This window comes from Bradyrhizobium sp. S3.7.6 (genome assembly GCF_054061875.1).
This window is the reverse complement of record NZ_JBSSEQ010000001.1, coordinates 3,017,450-3,042,202: the sequence shown is the minus strand read 5'-3', so window position 1 is coordinate 3,042,202 and position 24,753 is coordinate 3,017,450. Positions and strand designations below refer to the sequence as shown.

The 24,753-nt window shown below is 65.0% G+C and carries 19 protein-coding genes and 1 pseudogene; 10 read left to right on the top strand and 10 right to left on the bottom strand.

The window, feature by feature from the left end; translation table 11 throughout:
• Positions 1-226: 226 nt before the first annotated feature.
• Positions 227-928 carry a VOC family protein gene (locus ACVJ5M_RS14310; RefSeq protein WP_283017278.1) on the bottom strand — a complete coding sequence of 234 codons (702 nt, stop codon included), beginning with the start codon at positions 926-928 and terminating at the stop codon, positions 227-229.
• A gap of 33 nt (positions 929-961) precedes the next feature.
• Positions 962-1,630, bottom strand: coding sequence for a sensor histidine kinase (locus ACVJ5M_RS14305; protein ID WP_283017279.1), 669 nt, complete (start codon positions 1,628-1,630; stop codon positions 962-964).
• Positions 1,631-1,956: 326 nt separating this feature from the next.
• On the opposite strand from ACVJ5M_RS14305, the gene ACVJ5M_RS14300 reads away from it, so the two are divergent.
• The 7 genes and pseudogenes from ACVJ5M_RS14300 to ACVJ5M_RS14270 all read left to right on the top strand — a co-directional run bounded on the left by ACVJ5M_RS14300 (position 1,957) and on the right by ACVJ5M_RS14270 (position 9,624).
• Positions 1,957-4,800, top strand: coding sequence for an ATP-binding protein (locus ACVJ5M_RS14300; RefSeq protein ID WP_354098178.1), 2,844 nt, complete (start codon positions 1,957-1,959; stop codon positions 4,798-4,800).
• Between the two features lie 118 nt (positions 4,801-4,918).
• A complete protein-coding gene (locus ACVJ5M_RS14295; protein WP_283017281.1) occupies positions 4,919-5,626 on the top strand; it encodes a hypothetical protein in 708 nt (235 codons plus the stop codon).
• Between the two features lie 196 nt (positions 5,627-5,822).
• Entirely contained in the window at positions 5,823-6,521 is a 699-nt protein-coding gene (locus ACVJ5M_RS14290) for a type 1 glutamine amidotransferase domain-containing protein (RefSeq protein WP_283017282.1), read from the top strand.
• Between the two features lie 30 nt (positions 6,522-6,551).
• Positions 6,552-6,713 (top strand): hypothetical protein, encoded by a 162-nt coding sequence (locus ACVJ5M_RS14285; protein ID WP_283017283.1) that lies wholly within the window; start codon positions 6,552-6,554, stop codon positions 6,711-6,713.
• A 46-nt stretch (positions 6,714-6,759) separates the two neighbouring features.
• Positions 6,760-7,716 carry an alpha/beta fold hydrolase gene (locus ACVJ5M_RS14280; protein WP_283017284.1) on the top strand — a complete coding sequence of 319 codons (957 nt, stop codon included), beginning with the start codon at positions 6,760-6,762 and terminating at the stop codon, positions 7,714-7,716.
• Positions 7,717-7,754: 38 nt separating this feature from the next.
• Positions 7,755-8,799 (top strand): annotated as a pseudogene (locus ACVJ5M_RS14275) (alpha/beta fold hydrolase).
• A gap of 105 nt (positions 8,800-8,904) precedes the next feature.
• Positions 8,905-9,624 carry a hypothetical protein gene (locus ACVJ5M_RS14270; protein WP_283017286.1) on the top strand — a complete coding sequence of 240 codons (720 nt, stop codon included), beginning with the start codon at positions 8,905-8,907 and terminating at the stop codon, positions 9,622-9,624.
• Positions 9,625-9,630: 6 nt separating this feature from the next.
• On the opposite strand, the gene ACVJ5M_RS14265 is transcribed toward ACVJ5M_RS14270, so the two are convergent.
• The gene (locus tag ACVJ5M_RS14265; protein WP_283017287.1) at positions 9,631-12,513 is read right to left on the bottom strand and encodes an ATP-binding protein; all 2,883 of its coding nucleotides are present in this window, start codon (positions 12,511-12,513) and stop codon (positions 9,631-9,633) included.
• 348 nt (positions 12,514-12,861) lie between these two features.
• Here ACVJ5M_RS14265 and ACVJ5M_RS14260 point away from each other — a divergent pair, with 348 nt between their 5' ends.
• Entirely contained in the window at positions 12,862-13,839 is a 978-nt protein-coding gene (locus ACVJ5M_RS14260) for a helix-turn-helix domain-containing protein (protein WP_283017288.1), read from the top strand.
• 391 nt (positions 13,840-14,230) lie between these two features.
• Here ACVJ5M_RS14260 and ACVJ5M_RS14255 read toward each other — a convergent pair whose 3' ends face one another.
• Positions 14,231-16,552 carry a molybdopterin guanine dinucleotide-containing S/N-oxide reductase gene (locus ACVJ5M_RS14255; protein WP_354100177.1) on the bottom strand — a complete coding sequence of 774 codons (2,322 nt, stop codon included), beginning with the start codon at positions 16,550-16,552 and terminating at the stop codon, positions 14,231-14,233.
• Positions 16,553-16,860: 308 nt separating this feature from the next.
• Between ACVJ5M_RS14255 and ACVJ5M_RS14250 the strand changes: the two genes are divergently transcribed.
• On the top strand, positions 16,861-17,208 hold the full coding sequence (locus tag ACVJ5M_RS14250) for a RidA family protein (protein WP_039157651.1): 348 nt from the start codon (positions 16,861-16,863) through the stop codon (positions 17,206-17,208).
• 17 nt (positions 17,209-17,225) lie between these two features.
• On the opposite strand, the gene ACVJ5M_RS14245 is transcribed toward ACVJ5M_RS14250, so the two are convergent.
• The 6 genes from ACVJ5M_RS14245 to ACVJ5M_RS14220 all read right to left on the bottom strand — a co-directional run bounded on the left by ACVJ5M_RS14245 (position 17,226) and on the right by ACVJ5M_RS14220 (position 24,125).
• Positions 17,226-17,690 carry a lipid-binding SYLF domain-containing protein gene (locus ACVJ5M_RS14245; protein WP_063981868.1) on the bottom strand — a complete coding sequence of 155 codons (465 nt, stop codon included), beginning with the start codon at positions 17,688-17,690 and terminating at the stop codon, positions 17,226-17,228.
• On the bottom strand, positions 17,674-18,594 hold the full coding sequence (locus ACVJ5M_RS14240; protein WP_283017290.1) for a DUF2950 domain-containing protein: 921 nt from the start codon (positions 18,592-18,594) through the stop codon (positions 17,674-17,676). The genes ACVJ5M_RS14245 and ACVJ5M_RS14240 overlap by 17 nt, the downstream gene beginning before the upstream one ends.
• Complete coding sequence (locus ACVJ5M_RS14235) at positions 18,591-20,315, bottom strand: DUF3300 domain-containing protein (protein WP_283018917.1); 1,725 nt, start codon at positions 20,313-20,315, stop codon at positions 18,591-18,593. Before ACVJ5M_RS14235 ends, ACVJ5M_RS14240 begins: the two co-directional genes overlap by 4 nt.
• Positions 20,316-20,456: 141 nt before the next feature.
• Complete coding sequence (locus ACVJ5M_RS14230; protein WP_283017291.1) at positions 20,457-22,346, bottom strand: sensor histidine kinase; 1,890 nt, start codon at positions 22,344-22,346, stop codon at positions 20,457-20,459.
• A gap of 143 nt (positions 22,347-22,489) precedes the next feature.
• Positions 22,490-23,722: an HlyD family secretion protein gene (locus ACVJ5M_RS14225; protein WP_283017292.1), complete on the bottom strand. Its 1,233-nt coding sequence runs from the start codon at positions 23,720-23,722 to the stop codon at positions 22,490-22,492.
• Positions 23,715-24,125, bottom strand: a complete 411-nt coding sequence (locus ACVJ5M_RS14220; RefSeq protein WP_063981864.1) for a hypothetical protein — start codon at positions 24,123-24,125, stop codon at positions 23,715-23,717. Before ACVJ5M_RS14220 ends, ACVJ5M_RS14225 begins: the two co-directional genes overlap by 8 nt.
• Positions 24,126-24,299: 174 nt before the next feature.
• Between ACVJ5M_RS14220 and ACVJ5M_RS14215 the strand changes: the two genes are divergently transcribed.
• On the top strand, positions 24,300-24,752 hold the full coding sequence (locus tag ACVJ5M_RS14215) for a hypothetical protein (RefSeq protein WP_028149181.1): 453 nt from the start codon (positions 24,300-24,302) through the stop codon (positions 24,750-24,752).
• Position 24,753 lies beyond the last annotated feature (1 nt).

The window sequence follows — 24,753 nt, the reverse complement described above, 5'->3', positions numbered from 1 at the left end:
CCGAATTTCGAAATCGACGCGTCGGTTCGTCCTGAAGAGAGATTGGCGCAGGTCCTGGCAATTAGCTCGTTATCGGTTGTTAGGCCGCGTTAGCCGTTGCGAGTCCGCGGGATGCAGGAGAGCGAGCGACGATGACGATGCGCGCGATGCAGAAGCGGCACGGCGCGCGACGAGTTCAATCGGCGCGCGCCCTGTCTGTGAATTCAGGCGATATGTTCATTACAACTCAGGAGGGCAGCGGTTGACCGGCCTGCTCGCGGACGATGTAGTCGGCGTACCAATCCGCCCAGTTCTCGTCGTGTCCGCCGATGCGCTTCTCGTGCTCACCATGCGCGACAGCGGCACGTCGCAGGGTTGCGGCCAGATCGGCCGTTGAGGCAAATGTCGTGCCGTCACCCGCGATGCGTCCAGGCAGTCGCGTCGTGACCTCCTGGAACAGCCAGCCATTACCGTCGGGATCGCTGAACGAGGCAAACGAGCTGTAGCTGCCGCGCTTCGGGTCAGCACCGCTGACCCGGACGCTGCCGAACAGATACGGCTCGTCCGGACCGGCGTGAACGTCGCCCGCACCATGGAATGGTGCGCTCACCGCGATGCCACGGTCGAGCAGATCCTGTCGCGCCGCCGCCAGATCGGAGACGATCAGGTACAGCCCGCGCGCCGAACCGGGCGCTGCCGGTGTGACGTTCTTGCCGAAGATCACCGAACAGGCCGAACCCGGCGGCGTGAACTGGATCACGCGCCATTCGTCACCTGAGGCAAAATCGGCGTCCAATCGCCAGCCGAGGCGCGTGTAGAACGCCTTGGCGCGGTCGACATCCGACACGGGAATGACGACGATCTCGAGCTTCAGATCAACGCCACGCGGTGTCGAAGATGTGTTCGGAGACCCGGCCGCGGCGTCGCGGTCGATTTCGGTGCCGGCCATGTCGAACTCCCTGAGTTGAAATTGAAGCGAGCTTCAAGCGGCAGTGGGCATCACGATCGTCACGCGTGTGCCGCCCTGGCTCGCCTCGCCCTGCAACCGCGCGTCGATACTGCGTGCGAGCCCTTCAAGGATGCGGCTGCCGGTGCCCTGAAGCGGACCGGTCGCGCCGATGCCGTTGTCAGCCACCGTGCAGAGCCAGGCGCCGTCGCGGTTGGCCATTTCGATCCGGATCAGCGCATCGTTCCTGTTCGGGAAGGCATGTTTGGCGGCATTCGTGACCAGCTCCGTCAGCATCAACGCCAGCCGATGACACTGCGATGCCGGCAGCGCCCCGCTCTCGATCGCGGCCTCGCAGCGGATGCTGGCCGGTTCCAGCACTGCCTCGGAGAGCGCCTCGCACAGGTTTTCGAAGAAGGTCTCGACGGAGACGGCGGACAGACTGTCGATGTCGGACAAGAGCTGATAGAGCCTGCCGAACGCGACGATGCGCTGCTCGAACCGGTCCACCGCGCCCGACATGTCCCTGGTGCCCGGCCGCGAGAAGTCGCGGCGGACTGACGCACCCAGCAGCGTCAGCGTGTTCTTCATCCGATGGTGGGATTCCCGCAGCACGAGTTCCCAATCACGCGACTGATCATCAAGGCTGGCAATGTGCTGAGATCGAGCGAAATGGTCGCTCGTCTCCAAGCCGATAGCGGACATGATAGCCTCCCCATTGGACCTAGGACCTAACTCGAAGCCTATACTGGATGCACCGCGCGCGTTTTGCTCGTTAGACGTTGCAAGATTTTGTTATGATCGGCGGCACAAGTTGGCGGCCAGACCGTCCTCTCGACGGTCAAGCACGCTGACGGGTCGTCCCGATCGCTTCCCAAGCCGCTCGCGTTTAAGCGAAATTTGTCACGCATCATCCCGGTGCGGCCGAATGACTTGCCGCGCGATTTCGCCACTTTCGACCAGTTTACTCATAACCTCGTTCTGCTAGATCAGGATGCGGACAACAGCCCCTTCACTGGATTCATTGGCGCGTGGTGGACACTAACGACCAGGATGCGGCGATTTCCTTCGGGCCATTCCGGCTGTACGCAAGGTCGCGCCTGCTCGAGAAGGACGGCGCTCCGCTTCACCTCGGCGGCCGCGCACTCGACATCCTCATTTTTCTCGTCGAGCGCGCCGGCGAGGTCATCGACAAGCGTGAGTTGATCAAGCGCGTCTGGGCCGACGTGACGGTCGATGAAGGCAGCCTGCGCTTCCACATCACGACGCTACGCAAGGCCTTGGGGGATGCCGGCGAAGGCTCCCGCTATGTCGTCAACGTGCCCGGCCGTGGCTATTGCTTCGCGAGCCCGCTGGTCCGGTCCGAATCGTCGGAGACGCGGACAGGCCCGGCCGTCCCGTCGCCTCACATACTCCCGCCGCCGCTTGCCAGGATGATCGGACGAGACGACGCGGTCGAGCGGATTTCCACCGAGCTTGCGCAGCATCGCTTCGTGACAATTGTCGGTCCCGGCGGGATTGGCAAGACTTCCGTCGCGCTCGCCGTCGCGCATCGCGAGCTCGAGGCCTTCGACGGTCAGGTCAACTTCGTTGATTTCGGCGCGCTGACGGATGCCAGGCTCGTTCCAAGCACCATCGCCGCCACGCTCGGCCTGACCGTCAATTCCGAGGACCCGATGCCGGGCCTGCTGACGGTGCTGCGCAACCGTCGGATGCTGCTGATCTTCGACAGCTGTGAGCACATCATCGACGAACTCGCGCCCCTGGCCGAGCACATCGTCCAGGAAGCGCCCGAGCTGCATATTCTCGCCACCAGCCGCGAATCCTTTCGTACCGAAGGCGAACGCGTCCACCGGTTGTTTCCGCTGGACTGCCCGCCCCAGCGCGACGGGCTCGGCATCTCCGACATCCTTGCCTATCCCGCAAGCCAGCTCTTCGTGGAACGCATTGCCGAGAGCCTGGGCGAATTCGAACTGAGCGAGGAGGATGCACCGCTTGTCGCCGAGATCTGCCGGCGACTGGACGGCATCGCGCTCGCGATCGAGCTCGCCGCCGGACGCGTGAACGCCTATGGCATTGCCGGAACCGCCTCGCTGCTCGACAGCCGCTTCGCGCTGCTGTGGCGGGGACGCCGTACCGCGATCCCGCGGCACCAGACCCTGAGCGCGGCGCTCGCCTGGAGCTATGATCTGTTGCCGGCAGCCGAAAGCGCGACGCTGCGCGGTTTGTCGGTGTTCGTCGGGCCATTCACGATGGAGGCCGCGCTCGCCGTTGCCTTCAGCCAAGGCATCAGCGAGCCCGAGGCGGTCGAGGCGATCTCGAACCTGCTCTCCAAATCGCTGATCGCAACCTCACCCGCGGAGCGGCGGCTGCGCTATCGTCTGCTCGACACCACCCGCGCCTTCGTCGGCGCGAAGCTCGTCGAGAACGGCGAAGCGCCCCGTGTCGCGCGCGCTCACGCCGAATATTTCCGCGACTTCCTGCGCGACATCGCGCTCAAATCCACGGGCATGCAGACCGCGGGCGGCTTCCTTCCCTATGCCGACCATTTGCCCAATGTCAGGGCCGCGCTGACCTGGAGCTTTTCGGATAGCGCCAACCGAACGATCGGCGTGGATCTGGCGGCTTCGGCGGCCCAGTTTTTCCTCGAACTGACATTGCTGACAGAGTGCTATCGCTGGACGAAGCAGGCGCTGGTCTCTCTCGATACGAATTCGGTCGACCACCGCCAGGAGATGACGTTGCAGGCCGCGCTCGGCGTCTCCGTGATGTTCACGCAGGGCAATACCGAAGCGGTCCGGTCGGCGTTCACGCGCAGTCTTCAGCTTGCGCGGGATCTCGAGGATCTGCACTGGCAGCTCTGGCTGCTGCGCGGATTGCACATCTACCTGACCAGGGTCGGGGATTTTCACGGCGCGCTCGGCACCGGCGAGCAGGGCGAGAGCGTTGCGCGCAAGCTGAATGATCCTGCCGCCGCGCTGAATGTGGAATGGATGCTGGGCGTCGCGCACCATCTGATCGGCAATCAGGACAAGGCCGTGCAGTTCTGCGAGAGCGCGATGGTGCACAATCCCGGCTCGCAGCGGCTGAACATCGGGCATCTCGGTTATGATGACCGCATCGTCGCGCTGGTCGCGCTGGCGCGCGGGCTCTGGCTCACCGGCCGGCCCGATCGCGCGATCGAGGCGGCGAGATACACCGTTCGCGAGGCCGAACTGCTCGAACAACCCCTCACCCTCGGCATCTCCCTGATCTGGACGATCTACGTGTTCCTCTGGGTCGGCGACTGGGCCAATGCCGAAATCCTGATCGAGCGGCTGATCGACCATTCGGCGCGGCACTTCCTCGGTCCCTATCACGCCGTCGGCATCGGCCAGAAGGGCGAGCTCATGCTTCGCCGCGGCGACACCGCCGGCGGGATCGAGCATCTTCGCCGCAGCCAGGCCACGCTGTACGCGACGCGGCACCGGATCATGACGACGGTGTTTGCGACGGCGCTGGCGGAGGGCCTCGTGGCGGAGAACCAGCCGGACGAGGCCCTGCGCACGATCAATGAGGCCATTGCGCAGATTCCAGATCATGGCGAATCCTTCGACATGCCGGAGATGCTCCGGGTCAAGGGCGACATCCTTGTCCGGTCGGGAAACACCGCGGAGGCCGAGCGCTGCTTCCGAAAATCGCTCGATCTGTCGCGCCGGCAGTGCGCGCTCGGCTGGGAGCTGCGGGGGGCGATCAGCCTCGGCCGGATCTGGCGCCAGACCGGACAAGCGGGCGAAGCACGCGCTCTGCTCGCCCCGCTCGTCGCGCGATACCAAGAAGGCCTCCAGACCCGCGATCTCGTGGCCGCCAGGGAGCTCCTGAGCGCGCTGAATTGACAGTATCTTCAACGGGATACCGTCCAAGCACCTGCTCGCAAGTCCTAACAACTTCTAACACGCCAAGCCGCATCCGCCCCGCCATGGTGGTGGCACTTCACGGTGGATATGGCGGGATATGGCGCTTCTTGACGATGTAATTGATGCCAGCGGCGGTATGGCCCGCTGGAATAGCTTGACCCGATTCACGCTCCACCTTTCCGTCGGCGGCTCGTTGTTCTCCAGCGCCGGACATGCCAGCGAATTCAAGGACGTGACGGCGGAGGGCTCGACCCGCGCCCAGTCGGTCCGCTTCACCGGCATCACCGGGGGTGAACACTCCGGCTGCTTTCAACCCGACGCGATCACGATCGAGAGCCTCGAGGGTGAGGTCCTGCGCACCTGGGATAACCCGAGCCCTACATTTCCCGAGACCGGCTCTCCTGCGCTCGCGGACGAATTGCACCTCGTCTTCTTCTGCGGCGTTGCGATCTGGAATTATCTGACCACCCCATTTCTGCTCGCCCATCCCGACGTCGTCACGGAGGAGCTTCCGCCGTGGCGCGAAAACGCTGACACGTGGCGTCGGCTGCGCGCGCAGTTCCCGCCGAACCTGATCACGCTCGCGCCCGAGCAGATCTTCTACTTCGACGAGAACGCGCTGCAACGGCGGACGGATCACGATCTGTTCGGAAACAAGGTCGCACATTATTCCTGGGCCCATGACAGCTTCGGCGGCATCGTCGTGCCGACATTGCGGCGTGTGCAGACGCTGCGGCCTGATGGAAGCGTGGTCGCCAAGCCCGTGCTGATGGACGTCGAGATCTTCGACGCCGTGTTCGAGTAGCGGTGGCGACGCGCGAGAGCTGGAACCGTTCACTGCTCTCAACGCCTAACAATACATAACGAGCTAACACGCGGCCTTGGGTGCAACATTGGGCTCACGAGCAACGAACAAGTGTCGTGCTCGACGAGACCGAGGCCGGCGCACCTCCACCACGAGGGAATGCGTCATTGCAGCGAACGCATTCAAGGAGATCGTCATGAAGATTCTTATGGTTATCACCTCCCACGACCAGCTCGGCAACACCGGACGCAAGACCGGGTTCTGGCTCGAGGAGCTCGCCGCCCCCTACTACGTGTTCAAGGATTCCGGCGCGGAGATCACGCTGGCTTCGCCCAAGGGCGGCCGGCCGCCACTCGATCCCAAGAGCAACGAGCCCGAGTTCCGCACCGACCTGACGCTGCGCTTCGAGGCGGACGCCGCCGCTGAAGCCCAGCTCGACAAGACCGTGCGCCTCGACAGCGTCAAGCAAGAAGACTTCGACACGCTGTTCTATCCCGGCGGTCACGGCCCGATGTGGGACCTCGCCGAAGACAAGGACTCGGTCAAGCTGATCGAATCGTTCCTCGCCGCAGGCAAGACCATCGCGGTGGTGTGTCACTCGACCGGTGCGCTGCGCCACGTCAAGACGCCCGATGGCAAGCCTTTGGTCGAGGGCAAGGAAGTGACCGGCTTCACCAACGGCGAGGAAGAGGACGTGGGCCTGACCCATGTCGTTCCGTTCCTCGTCGAGGACGAGATGTTGAAGCTCGGCGCGGTCTTCTCGAAAACGGCGAACTGGGGCGTACACGTCGTCAGCGCGGGCCAGCTCATCACGGGACAGAATCCGCACTCCTCCGGCCCGGCCGCGCAGACGCTGCTCGCCGCCCTGGCCAAGAAGGCGAAGTCGGCCGCGTAAGTCAGGCTCGCATCGGAGCGGTGCTCATCAATGAGCACCGCCCTGGCACTGACCGGACACATCGAGGACGATGACGAAAGCTTTACGCCGGAGCTTACGAATGTGATCCGGCGAGCGGAAGCTGCTGCGCACAACAGCGATCACGGTGGCAGCGTGCCGGTCAATCCCGTCAGAGCGGTTGCCGGCGCATGACGCGCCGGCACCTCTCGACGCGACACGCCCACATCGGAGCGATGACATGAACATTCCAGCCACCCTCGCCCTCTCGGCCGCCCTCGCCTGCACCACCGTGCAGGCCTCGGCACAGGATCTGCGGTCGAGCCGACGCTCGATCAGCTATCACACCATCGATATCGGGGGTCTCAATATCTTCTACCGCGAGGCCGGGCCCGCCGACGCGCCGACCGTGCTGCTGCTGCACGGCTTTCCCTCCTCGTCGCGGATGTGGGAACCCCTGCTGCCGCTGCTCGCCGACAAATATCACCTGATCGCGCCTGATTATCCCGGCTTCGGCAACAGCAGCGCGCCGTCGCCGTCCGACTTCACCTACACTTTTGACAACATCGCCGGCGTGATGGGCGAGCTGACGAACAAGCTCGGCCTGACCAACTACGTGCTGTTCATGCAGGACTATGGCGGTCCGGTCGGTTTCCGCATGGCGCTGGCGCATCCCGAGCGCGTCCGCGCCATCATGATCCAGAATGCCGTTTCGCATGAGCAAGGCTTGAGCCCGCTCTGGGAAGCTCGTCGCAGATATTGGGCCGATCCGGCGCATGAGCTCGAGGCGCTCAAGGCCAACTTCACATCCTTGGCCGCGACGCGCCAGCGGCACCTCGGCTCCAGCCCGCACCCCGAGCGTTACGACCCCGATAGCTGGACCGACGAATACGCGTTCCTGACGCGTCCCGGCGAGGCCGAGATCCAGACCACGCTGTTCCTGGATTACCGGACCAACGTCGCCTCCTATCCGAAGTGGCAGGCGTGGCTGCGCAAGACGCGGCCGCCGACGCTGGTGGTCTGGGGCAAGTACGATCCGTCCTTCGCCGTCGCCGGCGCTTCGGCCTATCGCGACGATGTGCCGGATGCGGAGGTCCACATCCTCGAAGCCGGCCATTTCGCGCTCGACGAGGCGACCGACGAGATCGCCACGCTGGTCCGCGACTTCCTTGCGCGTCTGGACGGGCACAAGGGCTGACGGCGACTTGCACAATGCACTGACCACAGGAGGCACGCATGACCGACAACATCAGCCACGAACGACGTCGTTTCGTCGGCAGGGCTGCCATGGCGCTCGCCGCGACCCAGCTTGCGCTGAGCACGACGGCTACGGCGAAGCCGGCGAAGTCCGCCACCGTCGTCAAGCCCGGCGCCAACACCGCGTTCGCGTCCCTGAAACAGATCGACGCCGGCCTCCTCAATGTCGGCTATGCCGAGGCGGGTCCCGCGGATGGCCCGCCCGTGATCCTGCTGCATGGCTGGCCCTATGACATCTACGCCTTCGTCGACGTCGCACCGCTGCTCGCTGCAGCCGGGCGTCGCGTGATCGTGCCTTACCTGCGCGGCTACGGCAGCACGCGCTTCCTCTCCGACGCGACGATGCGGAACGGGCAGCCGGCGGCGATCGCGGCCGACATCGTCGCCCTGATGGACGCGCTCGGAATCGACAAGGCGACGATTGCTGGCTTCGACTGGGGTGCGCGCACCGCCAACATCATCGCTGCGCTCTGGCCGGAGCGGGTCAAGGCGATGGCCTCGGTGAGCGGTTACCTGATCGGCAGCCAGCAGGCCGGCAAGATGCCGCTGCCGCCGAAGGCCGAGCTGCAATGGTGGTACCAGTTCTATTTCGCCACCGAGCGCGGCCGCGAGGGCTACGACAAGTACCGCCACGATTTCTCGAAACTGATCTGGCAGCTCGCTTCGCCCCAATGGCATTTCGACGATTCCACCTTCGATCGCAGCGCGAAGGCGTTCGACAATCCGGACCATGTGGCGATCGTGATCCACAATTATCGCTGGCGGCTGGGCCTCGCCGAAGGCGAAGCGAAATACGCCGACGACGAGGCGAAATTGGCGCAGGCGCCCGTGATCGCAGTGCCTACGATCACCATGGAGGGTGACGCCAACGGGGCACCGCATCCGGAACCGTCCGCTTACGCGAAGAAATTCTCCGGGCGCTATTCGCACCGGGACCATCAAGGGCGGTATCGGCCACAATCTGCCGCAAGAAGCGCCGAAGGCCTTTGCTGACGCGGTGCTGGGCGTCATGGCCGAAGCCTAGGCGCCGGACCTGCCAACGGCACTTAACAACGCTTAACGGGCGATCGTCTACGCACGGGGGTATCTCTATTGGGGCGACACCACCGATGCGAGAGGAAACGGCCGGATGATTCCGCTGCTGGCGAATGCGATCGAGGCCCATGGCGGGCTCGATCGATGGAATGCCCACGAGCGACTCACCGCCACGATCGTGACGGGCGGCGACCTCTGGATATTGAAGGGCGTCGATCAGGACCAGGCGCCGCGCACGATGCGGATCGAGCTGCATCGTGAGCGGGCTTCCGTGGAGCCGTTCGGCAAGCCCGGCCAGCGCACCGACTTCAGCCCGGAGCGGATTGCCATCGTGGCCGCGGACGGCCGCATCGTCGCGGAGCGCAACAATCCGCGCGGCTCGTTCGCGCGGCACGATATGCGCACGCATTGGGATCCGCTGCATCGCGCCTATTTCAACGGCTATGCGCTCTGGACCTACATGACTGCGCCGTTCCTGCTGGCGGCGGACGGGTTCGACGTCCGGGAGATCGCACCCTGGCGCGAGGGCGCAGAGGTCTGGCGCGGATTGCGGGCGACGTTCCCAACCGTGATCGCAAGCCACAGCGCCGAGCAGGATTTCTATTTTGGCCCCGACATGCTGATCCGCCGGCATGATTACCGGGTCGAGATCGCCGGCAACTTTCCGGCAGCTCAGTACGTATCCGATCCCGTCACCGTTGACGGCTTCAAGCTCCCGACCCGCCGGCGCATCTATCTGCGCGGCGACGATCTGATGCCGCTGCGTGAGGAGCTGATGGTGTCGATCGATCTCGCGGATTTCCGGTTCGACTGAGCCTTGTCAGGCTGATGCCTCGTCCAGCACGAGCCGTGCGGCCTTCAAATCGGCCGTCTCGAATCCTTCCGAGAACCGGGCATAGGTCGCGGCGAGATCGTCGAGCGGATTCTTGATGCCCTGCCGAAGCCGAAGCGCCGCAAGCGACATCTCCGTCCGCAATAGCCAGGACAGCGCGCCCTGCTGCTCGGCCAGCGCGAGCGATGCGGCGAAGCTCGCTTCGGCGGCACCGAGATCACCGGTGCGCGCCTCGAGGTCGCCACGCCGGCGCAGGAGCTCGGGCATGTCGAAACCTCCGCCGCCCAGCTCGACGCGAGCGATCGTCTCATGCAGGACTTGCAGCCCTTCCGTCAACCGTCCCAGCGCAGCCAGTCCTTGCGACAGATCCGCGGCGAACGCGGATGCGTAGAGCTCGTAGCGATCCGCATGCAGGCGCGGCAGCGCGCTCCGCAGCAGATCGACACCGCCGGCCAGCTCGCCGCGGGCGATCATGGTCTGCGCGCGAAAGCCGGTCGCGACGGCTTCGTACGGCGCGAGTCCGTGCAAATTCGCATGGGTCGCGAGGCGCCCCGTCATCGTCTCGACGGCGGCCCAGTCGCCGACCCAGCCGAACACCGAGGATGACCAGCACAGCGCAATGCAATGCATCACCACGTCGCGCGGCGCGGCGGCGCCGACGAGCGGGCGGACGCAATCGAGTGCGCGGTCGGGGAAGCCGCGCAACCACAGCACCCGCGCGAGCGGAATCTGCGGCGTGCGCGAATAGGCGAAATGCCCGGGCTCCGTCCCGCGCAGCGCGGCGTCGTCGCGCACGCCTTCGTCGAGATGGGCCAGCGCCTCAGCCTGGTCGCCGGCGAGATGATAGGACACGCCGAGAAGCGCCTTGCTGCCTGCGATCCCCGCGGTATCGCCGATCTGGCGGGCGATGCGCTCGGCCTGGCGTGCGGTCGGCACGAGGTGCCTGTAGTCGCCGGTGCGGCGATAGAACATGTTCAACCGCGACAGCAGCCTGAACGCATTGGCGTGATCGTCGAGCGCTTCGGCGATCTCCAGCCCGCGCCGGAGTGCGGCCTCGGCCTGCTCGCTGTTGCGCTCCGTGAACATGAAGGCGTGGCCAAGCGTCGACTGCAGCTCGAGCTCCCATTTGCCGCCCTGGTTGGCATCGTCGAGCATCGCGAGCGCGCGGCCCGACCAGATGCGCGCCTCGTTCAGCAGGTTGAGCTCGACGAACAGCCTTGCGGCGCTGCCGGCGAGCGGCACGCGCAGGGCGGCACCGTCGTGGTTGGCAAAACTCCATTCCAACGCCGCACGGGCATCTGCGAGCAGGCTCGCGCGCGCCTGCAGGCGCGAAGCCGGGTCGTCGCCGCCCTGCTCCGCCATGCCGGCTTCGAGCGTGCGCTGAACATAGGCCGTGTGACGGCGCGCGATCGCTGCCGCTTCGCCTGCGTCGACCAGCTTCTGCATGGCATAGGCGCGCGTGGCATCCAGCAGGCGATAGCGTCGCGATGCACCATCGGGCTGCGCCGACACCAGCGACTTGGCCACGAGCTGCTCCAGCGCATCGACGACACGATCACCCGGCGTTCCCTCCTCCGCGGCGACTGCGATCGCCCCCTTGAGCGTGAAGGGGCCTGCGAAGATGGCGAGCCGCTGAAGCACGGTCCGCTCGCTCTCGCCGATCAGGCCAAAACTCCAGTCGAGCGTCGCGCCGAGCGTCTGCTGCCGTGGCGGCGCCGTTCGCCGTCCGCGCCATTCGAGCTTGAGCCTGGAGTCGAGCAGCGCGGCCATCTCCCGCAATCCGTAGACGCCGACGCGCACGGCGGCGAGCTCGATCGCGAGCGCGATGCCGTCGAGCTTGCCGCAGATCTCGGCCAGGACGTCGGCATCCTCGTCCGTGATATCGCCGCGATGGCCTGCGGCCGCGGCACGATCGATGAACAGCTGCGCGGCCGGATAATCCAGCACTTCGCCGGCGCTGAGGCGCGCCCCTTGCGGCGGGCCGGCCAGCGGAACGAGCTCGAAGATCTGCTCGCCTTCCACCAGCAGCGACTCGCGGCTGGTGGCGAGAATCGCGATGTCCGGCGCCTCGCGATAGATGTTTTCGGCCAAACGAGCGACCTCGTCGATGACGTGCTCGCAGCTGTCGAGGATGAGAAGCAGCCGCCGTCCGCGCAGAAAATTGACGATGCTGCCTGAGGGATCATCGTGATGCACGACGAGGCCCAGAGCGGCGGCTACCGTGCTCGCGACCAGCGTGGCGTCCTTCAGTGGGCCGAATTCGAGGAAATGAACGTGGCCCTCGAATGCCTGCCACATGTCATGCGCGAGCGCGGTCGCAACCGTGGTCTTGCCGATGCCGCCCGGTCCTCGCAGCGTGACGAAGCGGTCGCTCAGCAGACGCGCCGACAACTCGGGCAGCACGTCGTCCCGACCGATCATCCGGTCCAGCCGGTGTGGCAAGGCCGCCGGCGCCGCCGTTCTTTCAGGTGCACGCGGCGCGAGTGCCGGAGCGGCGTTGCGCTCGCCACGTTGCACAGGCGCGACGAAGCAATAGCCGCGGCTCGGGACGTTGGTGATGTAGCGGGCCCCGTCCTTGCCGTCGCCAAGCACCTTGCGCAGCTCCGCGACATGGACGCGCAGGCTGATCTCCTCGACCGCGAGGCCGGACCACGCGTAGCTCAGAATCTCGTTCTTCGGCACCACTTCGCCGGCACGGCTGAGGAGCAGGCGCAGAATGTCCATCGCGCGGCTGCCGAGCTTGACCGGCGCTCCGTCCCTCTCGAGCAACCGCGACCGCAGCGAAAACGGTCCGAACGAGACTGCGTCGAAATCAAGGCTCGCCCCGGCGCCATTGCCGGGCGAGCCATGTCCTGCCGGGGGTTCGGTCACTTCTGACTCATCTTGACGGCCATTTCATTCAAATGCGCGGCGACTATACTCGCCGTCGATGCGCGGTCCAGCAAGGCACCGTGCCGGCCTCATACCGGCACATCGATCGCCACGCGATGTTCTGCAATGTCCTCACACCGCACCGATCTGCGCAAATAATTGAAATGCTGGACAAAATCAAACGTCCTGCGGCGGGCTGTCACACTTCATGCGCTCGCACAAAATCTAACACCTCCTAATCATCACTAACGGGCTTCTTGCCTGGCTCACGCCTATCCTCTGATCGTGGAAAGCACTGAGAGTTGGCCGATCGCTGCAAGCGGCGACGAGGCCAGGAGAGGACGAGCGATGTTCAATGACTTGCAAGCAGCGCATGCCTGGATCGAATTTCCCGCCAGCCGGTGTGATCGCGAGGCTTCGCACGGGATGCGAGCAATCGCGCAGGAAAACGGATGGCGCAACATCGACCGCGGCCTGAACGCGGATATCACGATTTCGCGATGGGAGGATTCTCGGGCCATCTCGTCGCACGAAGCGACGACGCCGGCGGACCGCTATTTCGTCGCCATCGCGCTGAAGACCGCTCGGGTAAAGCTGACGCGGGACCGTCAGATCATCTTCGACGGCACCATGCCCGCGGGCACGCTGTACGTCAGTGCGCCATCGAAGCTTCTCGGCGTGCAATTCCAGTCGCCCTGCGCTTTCCTGCACTTCCACATCTCCACCGATCATTTTTCGGCGGCGCGGCCGGCGACCGAGGGCCTCAACGACCTCGTCCTGCTGCGCGACCCGCTCGCAGCCGAGCTCGCCAAGGCACTGACCGAGCATGGCGATACCGCGGACCAGCAGTTCGCGCGCTGCATCGGCGAGACCCTTGCGATGCATCTGACCCGGCTCGAGCTGCCACGCTCAAAAGTCAATGCCTTGCCGAAATGGCGGCTACGCCGCGTCGAGCAATATATCGCCGATCACTTTGATCGCTGCATCAGCCTGTCAGAGCTCGCCAATGTCGCAGGCCTCTCGAGGATGCATTTCGCGGCACAGTTCCGCGCCGCGACCGGCTACCGTCCGCGCGAATATCTGCTCAATCATCGCGTCGAGCATGCGAAGACCTTGCTCACGACGACCGAGCGGCCGCTGGCGGAGATCGCGCTTGCCGTCGGCTTCAGCACCCAGGCGCATTTTTCGACCGTGTTCAAGCGCATCAGCGGCGAGTCACCGGCACGCTGGCGTCTGGCCAGCAGGGCCGTGCTGCCTGCTACGGAGGCGCTTTCGCGGCGGCGCCCTGCCGCGGACATGGACTGGATGGTCGGCGCAGCCGCGTAGTTCGTGCGGCGGCAGGCGAATTGGGATCGAGGGAACTGGAATCGAGGGACTTGGAATCAAGCGACTTGAGATCAAGGCACTTGGCATCACGCCATCTGCACTTCGACCGGTTTGCGATTTCTTTGGCGTGAGTGCCCTGCCACTCGCGCCGGCTCGAGCCCTTTTCCTCCCGGGTCTGCGAGCCACTCGGGGCCGTCCCTGCGCCCACACAGGGCGGCCCCCTTTCTTTTGTGTCTCTCGTGTCCTGGACGCGCTACGGCACGGGCACGAGAGCGCAGTATGACTCACACTCCCTCCACGTCGTCGTTGCGAGTGCATTTCGCGTAGACCGGATGGAGCGCAGCGTAATCCGGCGCCTTCGCACTACGGCGCAGCAGTCCCGGCGACGCGCCTACACCGGATCGAACGCGCGGATCGGCGGCAGATTGCCGGTGAACTTCTCCACCTCGACCGTCGTGAGCTGGCCGGTGCAGCCCTGCGCGAAGGACGAGGTGCCGATGTCGCGGGTGAGCACGTTGGGATTGCCGTGAACGCAGAGCGGCGCTTCGTCCTCGGGGTCCATCGGGTCGTACCACGCGCCGGTCGGCAATTGCACCACGCCGGCTGCGATGCCGTCGGTGACATGGACGGCGGCAAGACACGCGCCGCGCTCGTTGAACAGGCGGATGATGTCGCCGTCCTTGATTCCGCGTGCATCGGCATCGCGTGGATTCATGCGCGCGACCTCGCGGCCGCGATGCTTCGCGCCCAGCGAATGGCCGCCGAAGTCGAGCTGGCTGTGCAGGCGCGTCACCGGCTGGTTGGCGACGAGGAAGCACGGCGCGCCGGGTTTCGGCATGTCGGTCTTGTCGAGCCAGACCGGATGGCCGGGGCAATCGGCATCGCCGTGCGCAGCGATCTTGGCTGAATAGATCTCGATGCGCCCGCTCGGCGTCGGCAGCGGATGATTGGCCGGATCCTCGCGAAAGCTGCGCAGCCGGCCGCCGTCGTCGGGCTGTTGCGGCACGACCAGGCTGCCGCGCCGCCAGAATTTGTCGAAATCAGGCGCCTCGAGGCCACGCGCTTGAAGCGAGGCGCGAGTCGGCTCGTACAGATGTTCGAGCCACTGCCGCGACGTGCGCCCTTCGGTGAAAGGTTCGCGCGCACCCAGGCGCTCGGCGAGATCGGCAAAGATGTCGTAATCGTCACGCGCAAGGCCGAAGGGCTCGGCGATCTGGTGCATCGCGACCATCAGGGGATCGTTGGTCGAATAGCCGATGTCCTCGCGCTCCAGCGTCATGGTCGAGGGCAGCACGATGTCCGCGTGCCGCGCCGTCGCGGTCCAGGCGAGCTCGTGCACGACGAACGTATCGAGCTGCGCAAAAGCCTTGCGCAAGCGGTTGATGTCCTGATGGTGATGGAAGGGATTGCCGCCGGCCCAGTAGACGAGGCGGATGTCCGGATAGGTACGCGTCTCGCCATTGTAGCGATAGGTCGTGCCGGGATTGAGCAACATGTCGGCGATGCGCGCGACCGGAATGAAATCGCGCACGCCGTTGCGGCCCTGCCCCAGCGTCGGTCCCGGCACGTCGTTGACGCGGCGGCCGTAATAGCCGATCGCGCCGAGCGAATAAGCATAGCCGCCACCAGGCAGGCCGATCTGGCCGAGTGCTGCTGCGAGCACCATGCCCATCCATACCGGCTGCTCGCCATGCTCGGCGCGCTGGAGCGAATGCGAAACGGTGATCAGCGCACGCTTTCCGGCGGCGCGGCGCGCGAGCTCTCGGATCGCGTCCGCATCGACGCCGCAAATTGCGGCGGCCCATTCGGCATGCTTGGCCTGCCCGTCGCTCTCGCCATTGAGATAGCGCAGGAACACGGGCCAGCCTTCGGTGTAGCGATCGAGGAAGGCCTGGTCGTGCAGGCCTTCGCTCACAAGTGTGTGGACGATGCCGAGCATCAGGGCGGTGTCGGTGCCGGGCAGGCACGTCATCCATTCGGCGCCGGCCTCGACGGGAAGATCGTCGCGCAGCGGGCTGACTAGGATGAACGCGCAGCCGCGCCGGCGCGCGGCTTCCATGGCGCCGCGCTCGACATGCTTGCTGATCGAGCCGCCGGCCACCATGGAGTTCTTCAGCGCCATGCCGCCGAACGCCAGCACGATGTCGGTGTTCTCAGCAATCTGCTCCCAGGTGACGTTGCGCTTGGTGATGTCCTCGTAGCCCGCAAGGATCTGCGGCAGCAGCACCGAGGACGCGCCCGAGGAATAGGTATTCACCGAGCGCACATAGCCGCCCATCGCGATGTTGAGGAAGCGATGCACCTGGCTCTGGGCATGATGGAAGCGGCCCGCGCTCGACCAGCCGTAGGAGCCGCCGAACACAGCGCCCGGCCCGCGCGTGTCGCGGATGCGGCCGAGCTCGTCGCCGAGCAGATCGAGCGCCATCTCCCAGCTGACGGAGACGAACTCATCGCGGCCGCGGCGATCGTCCGGGCCGGGTCCGCGCTCGAGCCAGCCGCGGCGGATCGCCGGCTGGGCGATGCGCGCCTGATGACGCAGCGCACCGGGAAAATTGCCGATGATGCCGTTCGGATCGGGGTCGCCCGCATAGGCCCTGACCTCGAGTCCGGCTTCGCTTTGACGCGCGGAAAACACGCCCCAATGCGAGGTGTGGGGCTTGAAGCCGTCAGACAGGTCGAGGCCAGGGTCGGGAAAGCCAATCGTATCGTCCATCGTCTGATCCTTGTTCCGCGCGGCACGGGCCCAGCCGCTGCCGCGTCGATTCCGGTGGCAGTATACCGATCCGCATCCCGATGTCGTCGGGATCAGGGCCGTCGGAAACGCCGGGCTCCCGCGCGCAAGTACAGCTTGATGACCGTCCGACCGCGCGGCCAGCGGCGATTCTTCAGACAATTTATTCTTTATTTTCAATATCTTGTTGGATGACCTTCGGGACACCCCGGTCGCGAAATCTCTTCAAACGACATCGACATGGAAATGTGCGATATGCCGCCCATCCCCACAGCAGCATCGGTCTCATCATGATCCAGCGCGTCTTGCCCTACGAAGGACTCCTCCACGAGGTGGTCGAGCATAATGGCGTGCTCTACATCGGCGGGATCGTCCCCGAGGACACCAGCCTCGATATGTCGGGCCAGGCCAACGACGTCCTCGGGCAACTGGCGCGCCTGTTGAAGACGCTCGGCTCCGATCTCGCCAACGTCTTGCAGGTGACCATCTTCATGACCAACCTGAAGGAGAAGGCGGAGTTCAATGCGGCCTGGAAGGCGCACTTTGCGGAAGCTCACCTGCCGGCGCGCGCTGCGATCGGCGTGGCCGATCTCGGTCCAGGCGTCAAACTCGAGATGACGGCCATCGCGGCCCGGTAACCCCAGGCTCGAGGCGCTCACTTCCAGGCGATCGTGATCGCGCTGATGTTGGAGGCGAGCTCAAGTCCGGCCTTCGGGCCTTGCAATACGATCGTCACGCCCTTTTCGTTGCGCAGATGGGCGCCGTTGACGCCGCCGACGAGTGCGAAGCCGCCGCCGACGGAGCTATAGGTGCCGACGAAGTCGCCGACATCGCGGATGCCTGATGCCCGGCCATCAAATCTGCCGACGGTCGCACCGGCCGTGATGCCGACGCTCAAGCCGGAGACCTTGAAGGGATAGTTCCGACCGCGGTAGTTCAGCACGCCACTGCCGGTGCCGCCTCCGACCAGCAGGCCAGCCTTGACGAACCTCACCTGGACATGGCCGCTCGCTTGCGCGAACGACGGCGTGGCCGGCATCGCGAGCAGGAGGAGCGCGAGCGCGGCAAGGCCGATTGCGGTCGCGCGCCGCATGCGTTCCGGTTTATGGCTTCGCGGCATCGACCTTCTTCCAGGTCTGGTCGGGATCGAACAGCGTGGTGCGCTCGGCGATGACCGCCGTGCGGTTGCCGAGATCCTTCTGGTAGACGGTGCCGGCATGATTGACGAGAAACGTCATCACGCCGGAATTGCCGTATTCGGCGGGCCAAGCGATCAGTCCGAAGCCCCCGATCATCTTGCCCTTGACGACGTAGTTGAGCGCGCCACCGGCCGCGTCGGAACCCTGGCCTTTCAGTATTCGGAAGTAGTAGCCGTGATAAGGCGCCGGTCCCTCGCCTGTGCCTTGCTTGTAGCCTTCGGCCGAGGCCTCCGCGACCAGCGCGCCGAGCGGGCTCGGATCACTGTCGTCACGCCAGAACAGGCCGTCCTTCTTGCCGGGCGTGGAAAGGAAGCGTTGCGCGTAGACACCCGCGCCCTCGCCGCGATCCTTGTCGGCATATTCATTCTGGGCATCGACATAGGCGAGCGCGGTCTGGATCGCGTCGAGCTCGTTGCGGCCGATGCGGCGACGAAGCACCTCGATCCGCCCCTCGTCGGTGTCGAACGCCCAGCCTGTCTTGGTGTTGACCAGCGGAATCGGGAACGGGAAATCGTCCGGCCCCAGTATCAAGGTCGCGGTCTTGTTGCCCTCCGCCTTGATGCCGTGCTTGGCGTCGTACATCGACGTGAAGCGTTGACGGATGTCGTTGTCGGCGACCTCGTCACCGGACGAGACGATATCCTCGGCGGCCCTGCCGAGCACCTTCAGAATGTCGCCCGGCGCGCTTTTGACTGCGGCCGCGAGTGCGGCGGCCGCATCCTCCGGTGTCTTGTAGGATTGCTGTGCCTGTGCCGCCGAGCCAAGCATGGCGAGCGCCACCACGCCCGCCAGGATCGCCCGATGGAGCGATTTCAGGCCGATCATGGCGTCACCTCCGCAGGGATCTTCGCGCCGTCGGCTAGCCAATCGCGGTAGGTGCGGAATGTCAGGCCAAGCTTGTCATAATAGACGCGCAGATAACCATCGCTGCCGCGCGTCACGGCGTCAGGCATCACCTGCTCCACCTCCTGCGCCATCACGCCGACATAGGCCTTGTCGCTGCCGATGTAGCTGAAGCGATAATAGCCGAGGCCGTTAGAGAGATGGCCGAGCAGCGTGATGTCGTGCTTCAGCGCGATGTCGGAGCGCCGGCCACCGCCGCCACCGCCGCGGCCTCCTCCTCCGCCTCCACCACGGAAGCCGCCACCACCACCACCATGCATGGCCATTCCGCCACCGCCGCCGCGCCCGGCATAGCCCCCGCCGCCACCACCGCGCGGCATGCTCGCCATGCTGGAGCGTCCGCGCGCCGATGCTGCGGCCGCCGCCCGACCGGAGGAGACGTTCATCGCGCCGCCGCGATTGCCGTCACCGCCACGATTGGCGGCAGCGCCGCCGCCGGCACGGTTGGCAGCCTTTGCACGATCGCCGCCGCCCTTACCCGCATTCTTGCCTGCATTCTTGGCGCGATCTCCACCACCCTTGGCACGATCTCCCGCGCCAGCGCGATCGCCGCCGCCGGGCCGGTCGCCGCGATTGCCGGCACGATCGCCGCGATCACCGGCACGATCTCCTGCACGGTCACCCGGACCGCCACGATCACCGGCACGGTCGCCGGCGCGATCTCCCGCTCGATCTCCCGCACCCTGGCTCGGACGCAGCACCTGGTTGCCGTCACGGCCGCGGAAATCCATCCGATCCGACGCGCCCGCCCTCACATTGTTGTTGCCGAAGCGTTGCTGGGCGTTGGTGTTGTTGTAGCGCACGCCGCCGCGATGCGCCGGATTGTGCTGCCAGCCGTTGGCGATGTTGGTGGTGCGATGATTGACGTAGACGTTGCGGTTGCCCCAGTTGCAGCCGCCGCCCCAGTAATTGCCCCAGCGCCCGATCGCCCAGGCCGTGCCGAAGGCGATACCGGCTGCGACCACGCCGGCGCCGATATAGGACGGATAGCCCCAATAATAGGGCGGATACTCCGCGTAGGGCCAGGCGCCGTAGACCGTCGCCGGATCGTAATAGGGTACGTACATCTCGGCGGGATCGGCCTGCTGGATGACGACCACCTGCTTGCCTTCCTGGCTCTGAACGCTGACCTTCTGCTGTTTGGTCGTGACCAGCTTCTTGTTGTCATAGGCCTTGTTGCGCAGGCGCTGGATCGCATCCATCACATCGGGCTGCTGGGCGAGAAAAGCGTCGCCCAGCTTCTGGGTCCATTCGAGCTTGTCGCTCATCATCGACAACACATCGGCGGTGCTCGCCAGCGCCTTGACGCTGTCGTCCCAGGCCTGCTTGTCGACCTCGGCCTTCAGCGCATCGCCCTTCAGCGTCTTGCGCTCCTTCAGCCAGCGATCGGCTTGCACGACTTCCAGCGGATAGGTCGATGCCGCCAGCACATTGGCCAGCAGCTCGTCGGGATAGAGCGCGATTGGCGCCACCAGCGCCTCGAGCTGCTCGGGTTTCAGGAGTTCGGCGCTCGGCGGAGGCGGACTTGCGGGCTGTGCCTGCGTGCTTGGCGCCGCCGGCTTGTCAGCTGTCTGCGCGGTTGCGGTGATCGGCATCGTCAGCATCAACGCAAGCGCCATCAGAATCTTGCCGCAACGAAACATACCTTCCTCCATCGAACTTTCCGGCCATCAAGATCGGGCCGCGGCATGGGCGTTTATTGATCAAGATCAACGAAGGGCTGCTTCGCCGCCGTGTTGCGGCGCGAGAGCAATGCCGCGCTGCCCGAGCACAAAACGTCTGCGCTAGTGGATGATCGGGAGCCTGATCGTGAACAGCGCGCCGCCCGACGGCTGGTTCTCGGCGGCTATGGTGCCGTGATGGGCCTCGACGATGGTCTTGACGATTGCAAGCCCCATACCCATGCCCTGAGGCTTCGTCGTGAAGAATGGAGTGAAGATGTTCGCGAGGTCGCCGACCGCAATGCCCGAACCGGTATCGGCGATCCGGATCTCGGCGTAGCTTCCGGCGCGCCCGGTCGATACGCTGACCTCGCGCTTCTTCATGTCCGCCTCGGAGACCGCATCCAACGCATTGATGATCAGGTTGAGAACGACCTGCTGCAGCTGTACGGGATCGCCCTTGACGTGCAGCTCCGCGGCGGCTGGCGCGTAAGCCAGCGTGATCCGGCGCCCGTCGGCGAGCGCCGTCACCAGGCCAATTGCTTCCCGTACCGTGTCGTTCAGTTCGGTGTCCTTGATTTCAAACGGCCGCTTCTTCAGGACGCTGCGAAGCCTGCGGATGACCTCGGACGCCCGCTGATCGTCGCGCCTGATGTCAGCTAGAATCTGGCGGATCTCGTTGATGTCGGGTGAAGTGGCTTTGAGCATGAGCTCCGCCGTCTCGGCATTGGTCAGAATGGAGCCGAGCGGCTGGTTCAGCTCGTGGGCAATCGACGTCGTCAACTCGCCGACGGCCGAGTACCGGTTGGCGTGGGCGAGTTCGGCCAGGCGCTGTCGCGACTCGATCTCGGCCAATTGACGGCGATGGCGCTCGTTCAGAAGCCCGCCGATGAAGCCGGCCTGTATCAAAATCACGGCCGTGATCAGCAGCATCTGCCAGCGATAGCGATCCCAGACGGTCGACTCACGAAACAGGATTTCGCTCCCCGGCGGCAGACTGGTCTCGCTGATCCCCCAGCGCTGCAACTCCCGCCAATCATATTTCGGCGGCCCGAATCCGATCGGCTCGTATTTGATGCGGGTCGGCTTCTCGCCACCGAGGACGAGGATCGCGGCACTGACGGTCTTCGAACTGGTTTCGGCGACGGAGTGCATGGGACCGCCGACGCTGGCGTCGCCGAAGAAAGGCTCCTGATACGAGAAGATCGGCGCGTTCGCGACAGCATGCAGCCTGTGCAGGGCGATATCACCCTCGTGGACATTGCCGGCGGCATCGACCAACATCAGCCCCCAGAACAGCGCGGAATGAGGCGGAAGCGCCGATGCGCGCTTCAGGATCTCCTCAAACGGCAGGTCGGAGTACCAGACGAGGTCGAGCCGGCCTTCCAGCGGTTTCAACTCCCGCTTCACCTCGTCCATCCAGAATTTCTCGAGGGGCGAGGCACCGACCACAATGGCAACCGTTTTGGTATCGGGCAAGAGCTTGAGAATGTTCTCGAAGGCCGCCACGAAATCATTGCGGACGGACACGACCACGTCATTCTCGGTGAGATCCGGGCGGTTCACCAGCCGTTGTTCGACCACGGTCAGCACCGTCGGCGCTTCCGGAAAGAGCTTCGCACGGTATCTCTGCACGAACCGCGCCGCGGGTGCGCCGATGCTCAGCACGATGTCGGGCGGCTTGCCCTGGTAGAGCGAACTGAGATATTCGACGAAGGGCGCTTCCGGGCCCGGATTGTTGAAGCGCGCGCTGAGCAGCGTGTGCTCCTGGACGTCGAGCGGCCAGGGCGATTGCCGCCCGAGTTCGGCCTTGATGCTCCGCGCATATTCACTCCAGGGGCGAAACTCGCGCCCGAAGGAATGCAGGATCAGCACGCGCTTTGGCTCGCTGCGCGCAGCCGAGCCGGGCTCAGCGGCTCGCGCGGGCCCAGACAGCATGCACGCGGCGAGCAACAGGCCGAGACCCAACAGCGTGGTCGCAACCAGCCACTGCTTGACCGACGCCCTGGTCATGCGCCCGCTCCCCTCCGCCTCGGCCGCGCTCCGGCGCCTCCGGACCACAATTCTAGCGAGAACTGGGCCGCTTCGACAGTGCCGAGGACGCGGTCAAGCTGCACGCAGGACGGTCCGTTCGCGAAACAATTCGACCTGGGACCTCAGTGCCCGCTCAGCACCAGCGTCTTGATCGGCAGCAGCAGCGCCTGGATGCGCAGCAGCATCGCATGCACCAGCCCGACGCCGTCGACGACATGCAAGGCAATGGCGCGGCCGGTGCTGGTCTCCTTCGCCGAGATCTCCTCGTGATTGCTGGTATAGGCGTTGACGATGCAGCTGCTGCCCGGCGTCACGCCTTCAAGTCCACCTTTATAGAGTGGCTCCATGAAAGCCAGGATCGTGCCAGGTTGCGCGACATTCTGCGCCTCGATGAGCAGCTCTCCGCTTCGGAACTGTCCGGCCGCGATGTAGTCCTGCACACTGGTGATAACCATCGGAATGATGACCCACGGCTTCGATATGCAGGTCGCTTCCGCCACCATGCCGACTTGCAAAACCTGAGCCTCGATCTGACCAAAGCCCGCCTGTAGACCCCGCCGGCCGGCGCCCTCCGGCACGAGCACGCCCGCCGGTCGCATCAACTGATTGACCACGTCGCCGACGCGGACCAGGAATTGCTCCACGCGACCGTCAACACCGGCTCGGACAAAAGTCTTGTCCAGATCCACCTGCGCCTCGGCTAGCGCCGCTTCGGCACTGGCCTTCTCGGCCGGCAGGAGCGTCGACACGCGCAAGGCCGCCGACTGCCTGGAAGCCGTGGCCGCGTCGACCCCCGCCTGCCGCTGATTGACGAGCACCTGCAGCTTTTCGATGTCGCGCTGCGGCACGATGCCGGGATTGCGACGCTGCAACTCGGACTTGACGTCGAGTTCATCCTTGGCCTGCTGAAGGTTGGCCTTGGCTTCCTCGATCTGCGCGTCGGCCTTGACCACGTCGGATTCCGCGGTCGTCAGGGACGCATCAACCTCGGCGACCTTCCGCCTGGCGGTTTCCAGAGCCGCGCGTTGCTTCAAGCCGTCCAGCCTGAACAGCACGTCGCCCTTCTTCACCGCCTCGCTGTAGCCGATATTGACTTCCGCGACCCGGCCAGAGCCCTCGGGCAGGATCGGCACGGTACGGTAATAGAGCGTCGCCGAGGTCGTTGACGGGTGAAAGTAGAAGATCATGGTGATGAGCGACACCGTGAGCATCAGGCAGCCGGTGATGCCCCATCGCAGCTCGTACCAGATGGAAAAGAACGTGATCTCCTTGCCGAAGCGCTTGCCCTGCGCATAGCGGCGGTAGAGATAGTCGGGCAGGATGGTCAGAAGGGAGCAGAACATGAGCTCAAACATGGCTGCGCTCCTTCTCCTTGGGGACTGACTTCTCTGCCGGTGGGGGGCTCGGTTGCTCGGGTTCGCGCCCGTCGCCCGGAGCGGCGTCAGCGATCCTCTCGACGGAGCCGGCAATGCTGCGCAGCGGCGTGCCGAAATCGGGCAGGTCGATCATCGCGAGCAGCAGGCCTGCCACCCAGAAAATGTGCAAGTGCGTAAAGAGCGAGATGATGCCCAGCACCGCCACGATCTCGAATTGCAGCTTCTGCGACTTGTGCGCCATGCGCTCGGGCAGGCTGTGCAGCTTCCAATAGAGCGTGCCCACCCAGAGCACGGTGCCGATCAGGAAGATCCCCATCACCACCATCAGCGGGTCCACCCCGCTTCCCGGCGCGAGATAGAACGGCAGATGATGCGGGGCCATCGGATGAAGTTGCTCGCTCAACGTTCTCTCCTCGACAGGCGCGTTTCCACTTGAATGCGTCGAATGCAGTGTCGGTATCGGGTGGCGCAATTGCTTGATTTGGATCAACGGGCCTGGAACGGCCCCACCTAGCCTCGCCTGAAAGTTGACGTGCAACAACAGGAGCCGCCTGCCATGCCCGGCATCGATGATCTCATCCCCAGCGCCACGCAGATCCGCAAGGAAGCAGCCCTCAAGGAGGCAGCGAAGGCCGACGAATATGCGCGCCTTGCCGCCGCCGCCGAAGCCGAGAAACACGCCCTCATTGAACGCCTCAGCAAGCCTTCTGGCAAGACCGAGGACGAGAAGATCAAGCTCGCCTCGACGATCATCCAGCGTGCGGTGCGGAACGGCTTGACCGAGGTTCAGGTCTATCGCTTCCCCAACACGCTGTGCACCGACAAGGGCCGCGCTATCAATCAGATGGAAGCGGGCTGGGAGAACACCCTGACCGGAATTCCGAAGGAAATCTTCCAGCTCTGGAGCGATTACCTGAAACCGCGCGGCTATCGCATCGCGTATCAGATCATCGATTTTCCAGGCGGTGTTCCCGGCGACATCGGCGTGACCATTTCCTGGGGTGATTGAG

Coding starts and splice junctions, on each gene's coding strand:
- ACVJ5M_RS14310 (WP_283017278.1), bottom strand. CDS start 928: ATGGCCGGCACCGAAATCGACCGCGACGCCGCGGCCGGGTCTCCGAAC.
- ACVJ5M_RS14305 (WP_283017279.1), bottom strand. CDS start 1,630: ATGTCCGCTATCGGCTTGGAGACGAGCGACCATTTCGCTCGATCTCAG.
- ACVJ5M_RS14295 (WP_283017281.1), top strand. CDS start 4,919: ATGGCGCTTCTTGACGATGTAATTGATGCCAGCGGCGGTATGGCCCGC.
- ACVJ5M_RS14290 (WP_283017282.1), top strand. CDS start 5,823: ATGAAGATTCTTATGGTTATCACCTCCCACGACCAGCTCGGCAACACC.
- ACVJ5M_RS14285 (WP_283017283.1), top strand. CDS start 6,552: ATGAGCACCGCCCTGGCACTGACCGGACACATCGAGGACGATGACGAA.
- ACVJ5M_RS14280 (WP_283017284.1), top strand. CDS start 6,760: ATGAACATTCCAGCCACCCTCGCCCTCTCGGCCGCCCTCGCCTGCACC.
- ACVJ5M_RS14270 (WP_283017286.1), top strand. CDS start 8,905: ATGATTCCGCTGCTGGCGAATGCGATCGAGGCCCATGGCGGGCTCGAT.
- ACVJ5M_RS14260 (WP_283017288.1), top strand. CDS start 12,862: ATGTTCAATGACTTGCAAGCAGCGCATGCCTGGATCGAATTTCCCGCC.
- ACVJ5M_RS14255 (WP_354100177.1), bottom strand. CDS start 16,552: ATGGACGATACGATTGGCTTTCCCGACCCTGGCCTCGACCTGTCTGAC.
- ACVJ5M_RS14250 (WP_039157651.1), top strand. CDS start 16,861: ATGATCCAGCGCGTCTTGCCCTACGAAGGACTCCTCCACGAGGTGGTC.
- ACVJ5M_RS14245 (WP_063981868.1), bottom strand. CDS start 17,690: ATGCCGCGAAGCCATAAACCGGAACGCATGCGGCGCGCGACCGCAATC.
- ACVJ5M_RS14240 (WP_283017290.1), bottom strand. CDS start 18,594: ATGATCGGCCTGAAATCGCTCCATCGGGCGATCCTGGCGGGCGTGGTG.
- ACVJ5M_RS14235 (WP_283018917.1), bottom strand. CDS start 20,315: ATGTTTCGTTGCGGCAAGATTCTGATGGCGCTTGCGTTGATGCTGACG.
- ACVJ5M_RS14230 (WP_283017291.1), bottom strand. CDS start 22,346: ATGACCAGGGCGTCGGTCAAGCAGTGGCTGGTTGCGACCACGCTGTTG.
- ACVJ5M_RS14225 (WP_283017292.1), bottom strand. CDS start 23,722: ATGTTTGAGCTCATGTTCTGCTCCCTTCTGACCATCCTGCCCGACTAT.
- ACVJ5M_RS14220 (WP_063981864.1), bottom strand. CDS start 24,125: ATGGCCCCGCATCATCTGCCGTTCTATCTCGCGCCGGGAAGCGGGGTG.
- ACVJ5M_RS14215 (WP_028149181.1), top strand. CDS start 24,300: ATGCCCGGCATCGATGATCTCATCCCCAGCGCCACGCAGATCCGCAAG.